This window comes from Enterococcus malodoratus ATCC 43197 (genome assembly GCF_000407185.1).
Lineage (GTDB): Bacteria > Bacillota > Bacilli > Lactobacillales > Enterococcaceae > Enterococcus_A > Enterococcus_A malodoratus.
In genome coordinates this window covers 1,544,394-1,557,957 of sequence record NZ_KE136481.1, presented here as the reverse complement: position 1 = coordinate 1,557,957, position 13,564 = coordinate 1,544,394, and the positions used below count along the sequence as shown (strand labels likewise).

The following is a 13,564-nucleotide window of genomic DNA, read 5'->3' as shown; positions in this document are numbered from 1 at the left end:
CTCTTTCATTTTTTATAAATAGTCTTTTTTATAGCATTCTCATTATAGAAAAAATGAAAAAAAATTTAATTTCTTAATTAAAACGATAGTTCGTTATTTATATGTATCAAGTGATTTATATAGTACTATTCGTTTGTGAGAAAAAATGAGATATGGTTATTTAAAGCGATTTGTTTATTTGGAATTAAGTTTTGGGGATTAATTTTTACCATAATTTCTTAAAAGAAATGATTTTTTATAAAAAGGTCGATCTTCGTTGCTATTTAAAAATAATGATTACTCCTTTTTTTTATAGCTTATAAAGAATGTGTTCAGTCTCCAACACGAGAAAAGAGGTATTCTTTGTTAAACTATTAATTAAAGGGTAATTATTGGTCATTTAATTTTTTACTATCACTTTGTCAGTTTTTTTAGAGGAGGGTACTTATGAAGAAAAGATGGATATGGTTTGGTGCGACAACAGCAGTCTTGCTATTAATTTCCGCGTGTGGAAGAGAATCTGCCGATGATTCTTCCAAGAAAAGTGATCATCAAACAGATGCTTTAGTCGTTGATACGAGATATGGTCCTGTAAAGGGAAGGAAAAAAGCAGATGTGATCAGCTTCAAAGGAATTCCGTTTGCAGCACCACCAGTTGAAGAATTACGTTTTTTACCTCCAGAGACACCTGAAAAATGGACGAAAACATTAGACTGCACTGAATTTCGGCCTTCCGCGATTCAGGTAGCAAAAAAGGAGGACGGTATAACCTACGATGAAGATTGCCTCTATTTGAATCTTTGGAAGCCTGCTAAACCGAAAAAAGAGAAATTACCGGTTTTAGTATTTATTCATGGAGGGGCATATACTCAAGGAAGTCCTGCAAAGACGATGTATGATGGTACTCGTTTTGCTAAGGACAATGTGATCCAGATTAATATTCCTTACCGGTTAAGTGCGCTTGGAAATTTGGCTTTTCCGGAAGTAACTGAAAAGTATGGAAACGTTGGGAATCTGGGAACGCTAGATCAAATCAAAGCGTTAGAATGGGTCAAAAAAAATGTTGCGGCTTTTGGCGGTGATCCGGAAAATATTACGATTAGTGGAGAATCGGCTGGTGCCTTCAGCGTTTCAAATTTAGTAATGAGTCCATTAGCAAAGGGACTTTTCCAAAGAGCCATTCTTGAAAGCGGCGGTATTGTAGGGCAACCCATGGTAGTACCAAAAAGTACAGGAGATAAGCAACAGGCATTAGCGAATGCAGAGCTTTTTCGTAAGCATCTGCAGGTTGGGACATTAGAAGAAGCTCAGCAATTGGATGCGCAATTACTGGCTGAAGAAAGTCAATTCAGTATTGATATTACAAAACCGACTGATTACAATCTATGGCCTACTTTTGATGGAAAGGTGATTCCAGAAAATCCTTATGAAGCATTGCAAAAGGGTGACTATAATTCAGTTGATCTGCTCGCTGGCTACAATACAGATGAAGGAACACTCTTTGTACCAGAAGGAATTTCCGAAGCGGAGTATCAACGGACGATTCGCTTGACCTTTGGAGACCAAGCGGAGGAAGTGCTGGCGAAATACCCTGTAGATGAAACACACAATGCAACACAACGTGCGCGTGATATTTTCTACTATGCTATGCGGTTAGGCAGTGAAAGTTTTGCCAATGAAATGGCTAAACAAGGTAAAAACGTTTATTATTATAATTTTGATCTGAATATGCCAAAGTTAAATGAACAGGGTCTGGGAACAGCTCACGCTATGGAACTATTTTTTGTCTTTGATACGATTCCAGAAGAAGTCGAATTGACGACAGAAAAAGAGCAGTTTAAAGAAGACTTGCATAATCGTTGGTTAAATTTCATTGTTTCAGGAGATCCGAATCAGGGTGAAAAGACCAGTATTGAATGGCCCAAATATTCTGAAGAAGAACAAGAAATTCTGGTTCTTAATGAAGACACCCAAGTTCGTGAACGTCCGAATCAAGCAGATGTTGATTTCTTTTTAAATAAATTTTGGTAGATCTAGCAACGGCCTGCTCGAACGAGAGTAGGCTCGTTTATACATTAATTACTATCAAAAATAAATGATTCCGTTATAATAGGTAAGTATGATTTTTTTTACATAGAAGGGACCATTTATTGATGCTTACTAAGCTTTCAAATTACATAAAATCAGATTTAATCGAAGCAGATCCAGAGGAAGATAAAGATACTTTGCAGCAATTGATCGCTAAAAACAGCGGTAATTCTTTTAGTGATGAACAGCTGGCGGCGATTCGATTTCCAATGCAGACGCATTTGCGGATTATTGCTGGTGCGGGAAGTGGAAAGACGCAAACGATTTGTGCGAAAGCCGCCTATTTGGTGCTGGAAAAATCAGTTGATTCCAAAACAATTCTAATGTGTACTTTTTCTCGTAAGGCAAAATTAGAGATGGAAGCTCGAGTGAATCAATACTTAGGCGGCTATGCCAAGATCAAAGTCCAGACCTTTCATGGCTGGTTCAATGCGGAATATAATGAGTTGATTCGACAAGCGCCTGAATTGAAGCGCTGGGGAATTGAAGGAACGATCAATGAGGGATTGTACTTGGAGACAGTCAATCAATTGATTAAAAAGTATCGTTTATATAATTTTGATAAATATGAGGATCGCAGTATTTTAACGCGCATCAGCTATTGGCGTAATCTAGGATATTCTGATCAAGAAATGACTCATTTTATCGCGAAGTATTTTGATAGCAAAGACTTGTTGCCTAACCAGAAATTAAGTGTTGTCTTCAAGCAATTCATGGCAGAATTATCGGCGATAAAAAAAGAGCAGCACTTCATTAATTTTGATGATATGCTGTTCAACTTAAAATTGATCTTAGAAAACGATGTCCAGGCGCAGCAAGAACTTCAACAAAAATATCGGTATATTTTTATTGATGAGTTCCAAGATATCAATCCACTGCAAAAGCAAATCGTGGCTCTGATTTGTCCACCTGATAAAAACACGAAACAAAAATCGGCTAGTAAGCTGATTATCGTAGGGGACGACGATCAAAGTATTTACTATTTCCGTGGAGCAGAACCTAAATACATCAAGGATTTTGATCAAGAATATCGACAAACATCACTGACACTGATGACGAATTATCGTTCGGAGGCGCCAATTGTCGCGGCTGGAAATCAATTGATCAAAGGCAATGCCCACGATCGTTTGGAAAAAACGATGACTGCCTATAAAACGGCGGGAGAGCATGACTGTTACAGCATCGGTTTTCCAGATGATGAAGAAGAGGCGGCTTGGATCGGTAGAAAAATTCAAGAGCTTGCTTCAAAAACTCCGACTGCTGCTGGTCAGCCAGATTATACGAATACGTTAATTTTATATCCAACGCGGGTTCAGCTTCGCTCATTGTTAAAACAATTAGCGAAAGAGAAGGTACCCTTTGTGACTCAAGCCAACGATGATTTGTTGGGGATTTTTGGGATTCCGTTATTCAAAAATCTATTCGAACAATTAAGAACCATCGATGGAGCGAAAACTGTCGAACAGAAGAACAATGCTTTAAAAAGCATCATTCAGCAATATGCTTTTTATCACTATGTAAAATTTGGGACAAGTGAAAAATTTACAGCAGAACTGTTTAGTAAAAACAAGTTCAAAATCAATGATCTGGTCGATTTTTTGATTGGTGAGAAGAAATTGAATTCAGCGGCACAAAGGTTAACGAAGGAATTTTTTAAGCAGATTTATCTGTTTTATCAACAGAAACAACTAAACCTGGTCGCTTTAGCGGAAGCACTGTTGGCAACACCAAAATTTAAGAAGGACTTGAGTGAAGAGGAAGCCGAGTGGTTGAATAAGGAGTTATCTGCGGCAGCCGATTGGCAAGGGTTGTTGGCGAATTTTGAGCATGCCAGCAAACAGACGCAAGGGATGAAGCAACGTTTAAATGATTACGATCAACAAAAGCTAAATGCTGTCTATCTTTTGTCGATCCATGCCAGCAAAGGTTTAGGCAAAAAGAATATCTTTATCAAAGGTGTTTATAATGATGCGTTGCCTAATCATCATACGGTGAAAAAAGCAGATTGTGATATCCAGGCGGCGATAGAAAAAGCAGATCCGCCAACAACGATGGAAGAGCAGCGTCGCTTGATGTACGTTGCGATCACGCGTGCAAAGGAAAATCTCTACGTGACTTTTCCTAAGGCAGTCAACAATAAAGTAACAGAGCCTTCTCCCTTTATAAAAGAGGCTGGATTGCCTGTGAAGGATTATCAAAAAACAAAATAACTTTTATACTCGTTCAGTTTTCAGTCAAAATAGTATAATGAGTTAAACAGGAGGGCATATGGAGGACTTAAGATTAGAAGTGGGCACTGCGGTTCACTTGCGGGCAGCAAGTAGTTATATTCGAATGAGGGTCTTTGTCTTGGAAAAATCATTGGCATTGACTGATGAGTTTGATCAAAATGACACTGCTGAAACAATCTACAGCGTTCTTTTTGATGGGAATCTTCCCGTTGCGACGGCCCGGTTTTTATTCGAAACAGACGAAGTTGCTCGCATCGGACGTGTAGCGACTTTGAAGGAGTATCGTGGAAAGCAATTGGGGAGTCAGGTAGTTAAAGCCCTAGAAGCTTTGGCAAGGAAGAAACAGATCAAACAGATTGTGATCCATGCAGAATTGACAGCGGCCGAATTTTATGAAAATTTGGGCTATTTAAGAGTTGGACAGCCTTATGAGGAAGATGGCGTACCTTGTATTACACTGGATAAAGGACTGTAAACTGAAAGGGTGAGCGAATCATGAATCATCAGGAGCAAGCGATGACTTATTTTCAAGCCGGTCGAAACTGTTGTCAAGCGATTGTCTGTGCCTATTGTACTGAAATGGGCATCACCGAGGAGCAGGCACATGAGCTTGCTGCCGAGTATGGTGGCGGGAATTATCAGGGTTTATGCGGGGCATTAGTAGGAAACTATATGGTGATTAATGCCTTAAAGGGAACAATGGAAGCGACTGATCCAGCCAAGTGTAAAGATGATGATGCTGGAAAAATACTTGTGGCAATGACGCAAGATTTTGAGCAGACATGCGGCTCACTCTATTGTACAAAACTCTTTGGAAAGCGTCCGTGCGCTGAATATGTCCGTGCAGCCTTAGCGATTCTTGAGGAAAATCTACCAGAATAAAAAGACAAGCAGATCAATCATTAGCAGAGTGGTTGATCTTTATTTTATTCATAAATCAAAATGAATTGGTTAAAAAAAGAGTTTGTAAAGCACAAAGCTCTATGTTACGATTTTCACTATCCAGATAGTAAAATTGACTGACAATTCTGGATCGTGGGGGTTAGTACATAGAATGGACAAGGAAACTATTCAAAAAATTAAAGAAAAACTTGTGGACTATTTGTTTAAATGGAAAAAACAAATTGCGGCAGCCTTGATGATTATTGGTATACTCCTATTACTAACCATCATTAACAAGCTGACACCTAATAATACAGCCTGGTTACAAGGGAGCTGGAGGAACCAATCAAGTGATTATTCCTTTAAGGCTACGAATGATCATTTCGATAGTTGGACGATTAAATGTAAAGGCACTTTAGCATTGAAGAAAGCGAAAATAGCAGTAAACTCGACCAAGAAAAGAGTCGTAATGACAGATGACGGAAACAATATTGAATATCATGCTATCCGAACGGGACGGAAGCAATTGAAGTTGAAAATAGTTAAAAATGGCAAATCAGAACGGACGATAGAACTAAAGAAAAATGAGTAAAGATCAATCATTTAATGAAGATGATTGATCTTTTTTATATGGCGAAAATCGCTAAGAACAATTCTTTGCTGGTCTTTTGAAAAAGGAGTACTATCAAAAAAGAATGACGGTTGTACGTTCTACTTGCTGAATCAATACTAGATCATAAATGAAGATAGCATGTGGATTGATATACGGCTTGAAAATATATTACGAGGAGATGTTACCGTGAAAATTGTAGTAATTGGCGGAGTTGCAGGCGGACCTTCATTTGCCACGCGTTTGCGTCGTTTGAATGAAGAGCATGAGATTGTGATTTATGAACGAGGGGAAAATATTTCTTTTGCTAGCTGTGCCTTGCCTTATTATTTAGGCGGTGTGATTGAAGATTTAGATTCGTTGATTGAACGAACACCAGAAATTTTAAAAATAAAAAACAATATTGATGTCCTTATAAAGCACGAGGTAGATGCGATTGATCCGGATAAAAAGGAATTGATCGTAAAAGATTTAACCACCGGAGAATCAACTACTACAAATTATGACAAACTAGTAATTTCTGCTGGTGCAAGACCAACTTTACCGCCAATCAAAGGTGCTGAAACGGCTAAAAATGGTTTTGTCTTGCGCAGCGTGACCGATGCGGCTGATATCAAATCGTTTATTGATGAACAGGACCCTCAGAATGTTTTAGTCTTAGGTGCTGGTGTGATGGGCTTAGAATTGGCTGAGAACTTTAAACACCGCGGGATGGATGTGACCCTTGTCGATCAATTACCGCAAGTGGCCTTTCCATATGATGAAGAAATTGCAGATTTGATTTATGACAAATTGATTGAAAAAGGTTTGAACGTTCGCTTGAGTACGCGGATAGAAGAAATCCATCAGGCTGGGAAAGAAGTGTTACTTTCTGATGGAACCAGTCTTTATCCGGAGATGATCATTTTTGCGACTGGAGTTGCGCCGAATAATGAGGTCGCAAAAACTGCGGGGATTGAACTATCCGATGATGGACAAATCATCGTCAACGATCAATTGGAAACGAATGTATCAGATATCTATGCGATTGGAGATATTATTAAAACGACTAGTGTCGTAACAGGTCTAGCGACATCCAGCATGTTGTCTAGTGCAGCTAATCGTCAAGGGCATATGCTTGCGGATATGATCAATGGAACACCAATGCGTTATCGCGGCTATATTGGTGCCGGTGTGGCGAAGATTTTTGATTACACGGCAAGTTACGCTGGGATGACCGAACATGCGCTAAAAGCTGCAGGGATTACGAATTATAAATCTGTTTTTGTTACCCCATTTGATCACGCATACTTTTATCCAGGGGCAAAGCGGTTGAATCTAAAAATTATTTTTGATGCAGCGAGTGGGAAAATTTTAGGTGGACAGGCCGTTGGTGAAAAAGGTGTCGATAAACGGATGGGTGAATTATCTGTTGCCATCACTGGAAATCTAACTGTTTTTGATTTGCCTGATTTAGAACTGCCTTACTCACCACCGTATTCAACAACGAGAGATCCATTGAATATTGCCGGTTATGTAGCGATCAATCAAATGACGAATGTCGTGGAAACAATCAAAGCGGCTGATATTCCGGCAGAAGATTTAGCAAATGCCTTTTTCCTTGATATTCGCGAACCAGATAAGGCGAAATCGGGCAGCATTGAAGCGACAAAAAATATCCCGATGAATGAATTACGTGAACGGATCAACGAGATCCCTAGAGATCGGAAAGTCTATATTACCTTTAGAAAAGGATTGAACACGTATACCTCGGTTCGTATTTTGGCTGGGTTTGGCATTCCCGCTGTCTTAATCGAGGAATAACGGATGAATGATTTTAAACAAGTCTTTAGCCAATCACAACAGTTTCTGATTTTGCAGGCCTATATTGATTCGCAACTCTCGTCGGATGAATTGATGAATTTTACATTATTGGAAACTGTCGACGAAATACCTGTCGTTTTCTATTCTGCCGGAGTGATGATCATTGATCCTGCCATCGACTTGGATCAGTTTACGCATGTGTTCTTTCCTATCACTAAGTTGGAGCTGCAGCAAAACGAAACAAATCTGACTTTAATTTTGTTTGATCGAAAACTACAGTTTCAATTTTCCGAGGTAGAAGAGACTAAACAAGTCGCAGAGGATCTGATCTATTTATATTCGAATAGGGAATAGTTGCCGTCGCAAAATCATCGTAGTAAAGTGAAGAGTAGATACTAAGAGGAGGATTTTGCTATGAAAAGTACGCAACTATTGATTGAAACTTTGGCACGTGGTCAAGAACGTCTAGAAGATACATTGGATCAAATGACGATTGAAGAAGCCAATACGATGCCTGCTCCATTGATCAAATCTGTGACTTGGTTGATTTGGCACACGGCTCGCGAGTTGGATCTGCAAATCTCAGGGCTTAATGGCAGCGAACCGCTATGGTTGAGTGAAGGCTGGTCAGAAAAATTTTCGTTGGACTTACCGAATGATACCGAAGATTGGCGCCATACCCCAGAGGAAGCAAAAAAAGTCGTTGTGAAAGAAAAAGAGCTGCTGTTAGGCTATTTATCAGCAAGTGTGGACTTTACGAATGTTTATCTAGACAGTCTAAAAGAAGACCAGCTTGATGAGGTCATTGATACCAACTGGACACCACCAGTTACTCGTCAAGTCAGAATTATCTCGGCAATTGATGATGCTGTGATGCATTCGGGACAAGCAGTCTACACAAGACGTTTAGTGATTGGAAAATAAGAATGAGATTGGAGCAGATAGATCGTAAAAGATCTATCTGCTTTTTTTTTGAAAACCGTTTAATAATTGATGAGTATTCTAGTAAGAAGTGCTTTTGATTGTCAGAAAAAATGGATAGTGCTATTCTGTCCTTGTAAGAGGGATGGTGCTCCCTCCTAACTGCTGAATTATTCAGCTGATGGCGCCTGTTGTAAGTTAAATACTTTTAATACTCCGATTATTTGTTTGGAGTGTTTTTAGAAGTCTTTAACTTGTAACAGGCTTTTTTGCGTCTTTAATTTTTCGCAGGTGTCAAAAATGGATGGGAGCGAAAATTGTGAAAGTAGGACATCGTTGAGATTTTTACGTTGACGTATAAGCAGGAAATACTGTTTTTAATTTTAAGGAGGAAAAAACATGACAGTCGTAATCGAAACAGTGAAAGCAAGAGAAATTTTTGATTCACGTGGAAATCCAACCGTTGAAGCGGATGTTATTCTATCTGACGGTAGCTTAGGACGAGCAGAAGTACCAAGTGGTGCCTCAACAGGGGATCGTGAAGCAGTCGAACTACGTGATGGCGGTGATTATTTGATGGGAAAGGGCGTTATGAAAGCAGTTAGAAACGTCAACACTGAAATCAATGATACATTAAAGGGTGTATCGCCATTTGATCAAGCGAAGGTCGACAAACTCATGATCGATTTGGACGGAACGCCGAATAAAAGCCGGCTGGGTGCCAATGCGATTTTGGGTGTTTCCATGGCCATTGCTCGTGCAGCAGCCCAAAGCCAAGGAATACCACTGTATCGATATCTTGGCGGAGTAGATATTGAATTGCCGCAGCCTTTCTTTAATGTAATTAACGGAGGCGTTCACGCCGATTCAGGAATCGATGTTCAGGAATTCCTATTGACACCAGTGAAACGCGACAACTTCCGAGATGGTGTAGAAAAAATCGCCAACACCTATAATACGTTGAAGAGTGTTCTTAGCAAAGAGGGATATGAAACGGCCGTAGGTGACGAAGGCGGGTTCGCACCTAAATTGGGTAGTACCGAAGCAGCAATCGAAATGTTGTATCGGGCCATCAAAGAAGCCGGTTATGTGCCGGGTGAAGAAATTGCTATCGCATTGGACCCAGCATCAAGTGAATTTTATAATGACAATACGAAGAAATACTCATTTGAAGGCAAAGAGCTGTCTTCAAATGAAATGCTGATATATTATCAAGAGCTAGTAAGAAAATATTCGGCTATCATTTTTATTGAAGATGGATTTTCAGAGCATGATTGGGAAGGCTTCAAGAAAATGACTGAAAAAATGGGAGATAAGATCCAATTAGTTGGCGATGATATCTTCGTAACGAATCCAGTGATTTTTTCTGAAGGAATCAATAAAAAGGTTGCCAACTCCATTTTGATTAAACTAAACCAAATCGGGACGGTGTCAGAATCAATCGAAACGATCAAAATGGCTCGTGCTAATGGATATACAACCATGATCTCTCATCGTTCTGGTGAAACTGGTGACACATTCATCGCAGACTTTGCAGTAGCAATGAATGCTGGACAAATCAAAACGGGTTCAATGGCTCGCAGCGAACGAGTTGAAAAATACAACCAATTCCTGCGGATCGAGGAAGAACTAGAAGGATATGCAAAATTAGCTCGTTTTCCTAAAAAATAAATAATACTTCTTTAGTGTTGAAAATCCGAACCTCCTTGTTGAGGCTCGGATTTTTTTATTAAAGGTCAGTTGAGTAAAAAAGGCGGCTCAAAAACTTACTGACATGATTAAAATTAGATGAATATTTCAACTTAATGGGGCCTAACTAACTAGGAGGTCCATGATTATTTCAAATCATTCATTTTTATTGTGAGGGTGTCTTATGGTTGTTACAATTTTGAGAGCAGTAGGTTATTGATAAAAAGAGACACGTTTTGCACTTGTGGTTGGAAAAAGTTCAACTTTTCTATTTGGAAGGGTTTTCTTATACTAAACGTGTAAATGATTGCGCTTGCAAAAAAAGCGATCTTAGTGGAAAAATAATTAGCACGAAAATAAATAGATGATTTATTCCTCATTGAGGAGAAAGGAGAGGTAGGATGCGAGAAGTACAAATACTGAATGCCTTAAAGGAAAACGACTACTTAAAAATCGATCAACTAGCGAAAATGATCGGTGTCTCCTCTCGCACGATTCGTAATGATCTACAAGAATTAGCGGAAATAGAGCAAGGTTTCACGATTGAAAAGTCCGCCAAGTTGGGTTATCGGCTGAGTATATCGGACAAGGAAAAGCTTACTTCGTATCTAGCAGGTTTTTCTGAGACGACGATTGAAATGCAAAAGGATCGGATCGAATCTTTACTGAGTCTGCTGTTGATCAACGAGAATTATCAAACAGTCAAACAATTAAGTGATGAACTGCTAGTCAGCGGCAGTCAAATAAAAAAAGATCTTTCAAAGCTTGAGCTATATCTGAAAGGAAGTTCCTTAGTTTTGGAACGAAAAGCACACTACGGGATTCGGGTTATCAGTGAATTAAAGAATCGACTTTTACTGTTATTAGATTGTTTTCAAAGAGGCAACGGAAAGTTATTGGAGAAATTAGAAACAGCTTTCAATTTTGAAAAACAAAAACAGTTAAAGGATAGTCTCTATCATCTGATCAGTCATCACAAGTGGGAAATTGATTACGTGGAGTTTCGTCGATTAGAAGAAGAACTATTTTTACTATTATTGATCAAAGGAACGGACACTCAAACGGAAGAACCGAAATCCTTTTTAACAGAGGTTCTGCAAAGCACTACAATTCCTGTTCCTAGACAAAAAGAGATTCATGAGTATTTTGAAGCTAGCTTATTAGCAAAAACGAAGAAGCTGGAAATCCTAAGCAATAAACAATTGTTGAAGGAAGAGATCACTGATTTTTTTCATCAGATGGATGAGGAGCAAAAAACACATTTTTCTGCAGACCAAGAATTTATTGATCTAGTTTATCTTCATGTAGCGGCGTTGATCGAACGATCGCGCAAGAATGTGAATTTCAGCAATCCTTATTTAGAAGATATCAGCAAGGACTATCCAGTAATTTTTAATTTTGCGGTGATCTTTTCTAAATGGCTGGAAGAAAAATTTCAATTAAAAATCGCTTCTGATGAAATTGGTTATCTGGCGACACATATGACGGTCCCTTATCATAAATGGCAGCAAAGCTTGATCGAAAATATTTATCGAATCGCAGTCGTTTGTTCCTCAGGAGGAGGAATGGCTTATCTTGTGGAAATGAAATTACGAAGAATTTTTCCTCGGGCGAAGATTCAGACCTTTTCGATGTTCGAAATCGAGAAAATCCAAACGTATTACCCTGATTTGGTTTTTTCAATTATCGAATTAACGATCGAGATCGATTGCCCGGTGATCTTGATGAGTGAGATTCAAAGTGAGTTGGACTATTTAGAAGTGAGTGAAAATCTTAGTCTATTGAAAAGTGATGAAAATTTTTCGATTGAACGGGCTTTTTTCGAATTATTTTCCGAGTCTTTGTTCCGCATTGAAAAAGAGCGAGCGTATTCCGAGATTCTACTGGAGTTGGCCGAACAAGTCGAGCAAGAGGTCGGCTTTACAGGATATAAAGATTCATTAATGGAACGGGAAAATTATTTATCAACGATCTATCAAAACGGGATCGCGATTCCCCATCCATTAATTATGTCTGGCAGGGAAAATCGGGTAGCCGTATGTCTCCTGCCGGAGGGTGCAAAAGAAACGGATCGAACGGCGAAAATCATTTTTATGGTTTCTTTGAAAGCCGAGCAATTAGACATTCATCAGATCATCTCAAAAGAATTGAGCAAGCTGATGAATCATCCAGCGGCGATCAACGCCTTAGTTGAAAGCGAAGATTATCATGAATTTTACTATACATTAAAACGAGTTTTAGGAAGAAGGAATCAGAATGAACATTGAATTTTTGAAAAACCTCTCTAATGCGGATGGGATTGCCAGCAATGAAAAAGAAGTCCGACAAGCAATTTTGACCGAGCTGGATGAATTATCTTATGAAAAAGGAACGGACGGTCTTGGCAGTTTGATCTTTACTAAAAAAGGAACAAGTCCAAAGAGCATCATGATCTGTGGACATATGGACGAAGTTGGCTTCATGGTTCGCAGTATTAGTCAGTTGGGCTTGATCCACTTAATGGTAGTCGGGGGAGTAAAACCGCTCGCTCAACGTCTGCAAAAAATTCGTATCACAACCTTTGATGGAAGAAAAATCAGTGGTGTTATCAACGGCGAGTATCGCGATGGGAAAACAGAAAATCTTTATTGTGACATCGGAGCCACGACTGCTGAAGAAGTCGCTGAGTTGGGAATTGAAGTTGGAAACATGGGTTGTTATGCGACTGAGTTTGAAGATTTTGCGATAAAAGATATCTATGCTGGAAAGGCTTTTGATGATCGTTTGGCCTGCTTTGTAATGGGCGAGTTGATGAAAAAATTAGCCGAAGAAGAATTACCATTGACTGTCCACTTTGCGAATACCAGCAGCGAAGAAGTTGGGATCAGGGGAGCGAAAACGGCTGTTCAAGCGATCAATCCAGATATTGTTTTTGTTATTGATGTGGCGACCTTCAGTACTGAATTTGTTCGTGATCATACCAATCAGCGGCAAATCGGCAAAGGACCGATCTTAACACATTTTGACCGAACATTAGCACCGAATTTGGAAATGGTCCATTATGTCAAAGAAACTGCGAAAAATCTGGAAATCCCATTGCAGCTGGATATGTTTAACTCTGGTGGGACCGATGGCGGGGAGGCGCATAAAGTGAATGAAGGCAAACCGACTGTCGTGACGATTTTACCCGTTCGCTATGGACATTGTGCTTACTCGATCGTAAATAAACAGGATATCCAAGAAATGATCGACCTGTATGCAGCTATGCTTAAAAATTTCACAGAAGAAACCTATCACCGCATGGTGGATTTTATTTAGAAGACCATTTGATGTAAAAACATTTTGAAAAGAACTTATTACATTCGTATGAACGAGGAGACGT

Annotated in this window: 11 protein-coding genes and 1 riboswitch; all 11 genes read left to right on the top strand. The window is 39.2% G+C overall.

Features of this window, described 5'->3' with window-relative positions; genetic code table 11:
• Positions 1 to 426: 426 nt before the first annotated feature.
• The 11 genes from I585_RS07670 (at position 427) to ypdE (ending at position 13,500) form a co-directional block, all read left to right on the top strand.
• A complete protein-coding gene (locus I585_RS07670; RefSeq protein ID WP_010742953.1) occupies positions 427 to 2,010 on the top strand; it encodes a carboxylesterase/lipase family protein in 1,584 nt (527 codons plus the stop codon).
• 122 nt (positions 2,011 to 2,132) lie between these two features.
• The gene (locus tag I585_RS07665; protein ID WP_010742954.1) at positions 2,133 to 4,277 is read left to right on the top strand and encodes an ATP-dependent helicase; all 2,145 of its coding nucleotides are present in this window, start codon (positions 2,133 to 2,135) and stop codon (positions 4,275 to 4,277) included.
• A gap of 58 nt (positions 4,278 to 4,335) precedes the next feature.
• Positions 4,336 to 4,773 carry a GNAT family N-acetyltransferase gene (locus I585_RS07660; RefSeq protein WP_010742955.1) on the top strand — a complete coding sequence of 146 codons (438 nt, stop codon included), beginning with the start codon at positions 4,336 to 4,338 and terminating at the stop codon, positions 4,771 to 4,773.
• A 20-nt stretch (positions 4,774 to 4,793) separates the two neighbouring features.
• A complete protein-coding gene (locus tag I585_RS07655; RefSeq protein ID WP_034708507.1) occupies positions 4,794 to 5,180 on the top strand; it encodes a C-GCAxxG-C-C family protein in 387 nt (128 codons plus the stop codon).
• Between the two features lie 172 nt (positions 5,181 to 5,352).
• Positions 5,353 to 5,772 (top strand): hypothetical protein, encoded by a 420-nt coding sequence (locus tag I585_RS07650; protein ID WP_010742957.1) that lies wholly within the window; start codon positions 5,353 to 5,355, stop codon positions 5,770 to 5,772.
• A gap of 207 nt (positions 5,773 to 5,979) precedes the next feature.
• On the top strand, positions 5,980 to 7,593 hold the full coding sequence (locus tag I585_RS07645) for an FAD-dependent oxidoreductase (protein ID WP_010742958.1): 1,614 nt from the start codon (positions 5,980 to 5,982) through the stop codon (positions 7,591 to 7,593).
• A gap of 3 nt (positions 7,594 to 7,596) precedes the next feature.
• Positions 7,597 to 7,947, top strand: coding sequence for a hypothetical protein (locus I585_RS07640; RefSeq protein WP_010742959.1), 351 nt, complete (start codon positions 7,597 to 7,599; stop codon positions 7,945 to 7,947).
• A 60-nt stretch (positions 7,948 to 8,007) separates the two neighbouring features.
• Complete coding sequence (locus tag I585_RS07635) at positions 8,008 to 8,517, top strand: DinB family protein (RefSeq protein ID WP_010742960.1); 510 nt, start codon at positions 8,008 to 8,010, stop codon at positions 8,515 to 8,517.
• A gap of 129 nt (positions 8,518 to 8,646) precedes the next feature.
• Positions 8,647 to 8,712, top strand: a riboswitch (Fluoride riboswitch).
• A gap of 201 nt (positions 8,713 to 8,913) precedes the next feature.
• Positions 8,914 to 10,185 (top strand): phosphopyruvate hydratase, encoded by a 1,272-nt coding sequence (eno, locus tag I585_RS07630; RefSeq protein WP_010742961.1) that lies wholly within the window; start codon positions 8,914 to 8,916, stop codon positions 10,183 to 10,185.
• Between the two features lie 419 nt (positions 10,186 to 10,604).
• Positions 10,605 to 12,470 carry a BglG family transcription antiterminator gene (locus tag I585_RS07625; RefSeq protein ID WP_010742962.1) on the top strand — a complete coding sequence of 622 codons (1,866 nt, stop codon included), beginning with the start codon at positions 10,605 to 10,607 and terminating at the stop codon, positions 12,468 to 12,470.
• Positions 12,460 to 13,500, top strand: coding sequence for an aminopeptidase (gene ypdE / locus I585_RS07620; RefSeq protein WP_010742963.1), 1,041 nt, complete (start codon positions 12,460 to 12,462; stop codon positions 13,498 to 13,500). The genes I585_RS07625 and ypdE overlap by 11 nt, the downstream gene beginning before the upstream one ends.
• Positions 13,501 to 13,564 lie beyond the last annotated feature (64 nt).

What these genes read in the sequence shown, in the direction of transcription:
- ypdE (WP_010742963.1), top strand. Translation starts at nt 12,460, where the DNA reads ATGAACATTGAATTTTTGAAAAACCTCTCTAATGCGGATGGGATTGCC.
- I585_RS07670 (WP_010742953.1), top strand. Translation starts at nt 427, where the DNA reads ATGAAGAAAAGATGGATATGGTTTGGTGCGACAACAGCAGTCTTGCTA.
- I585_RS07640 (WP_010742959.1), top strand. Translation starts at nt 7,597, where the DNA reads ATGAATGATTTTAAACAAGTCTTTAGCCAATCACAACAGTTTCTGATT.
- I585_RS07635 (WP_010742960.1), top strand. Translation starts at nt 8,008, where the DNA reads ATGAAAAGTACGCAACTATTGATTGAAACTTTGGCACGTGGTCAAGAA.
- I585_RS07650 (WP_010742957.1), top strand. Translation starts at nt 5,353, where the DNA reads ATGGACAAGGAAACTATTCAAAAAATTAAAGAAAAACTTGTGGACTAT.
- I585_RS07625 (WP_010742962.1), top strand. Translation starts at nt 10,605, where the DNA reads ATGCGAGAAGTACAAATACTGAATGCCTTAAAGGAAAACGACTACTTA.
- I585_RS07660 (WP_010742955.1), top strand. Translation starts at nt 4,336, where the DNA reads ATGGAGGACTTAAGATTAGAAGTGGGCACTGCGGTTCACTTGCGGGCA.
- I585_RS07665 (WP_010742954.1), top strand. Translation starts at nt 2,133, where the DNA reads ATGCTTACTAAGCTTTCAAATTACATAAAATCAGATTTAATCGAAGCA.
- I585_RS07655 (WP_034708507.1), top strand. Translation starts at nt 4,794, where the DNA reads ATGAATCATCAGGAGCAAGCGATGACTTATTTTCAAGCCGGTCGAAAC.
- eno (WP_010742961.1), top strand. Translation starts at nt 8,914, where the DNA reads ATGACAGTCGTAATCGAAACAGTGAAAGCAAGAGAAATTTTTGATTCA.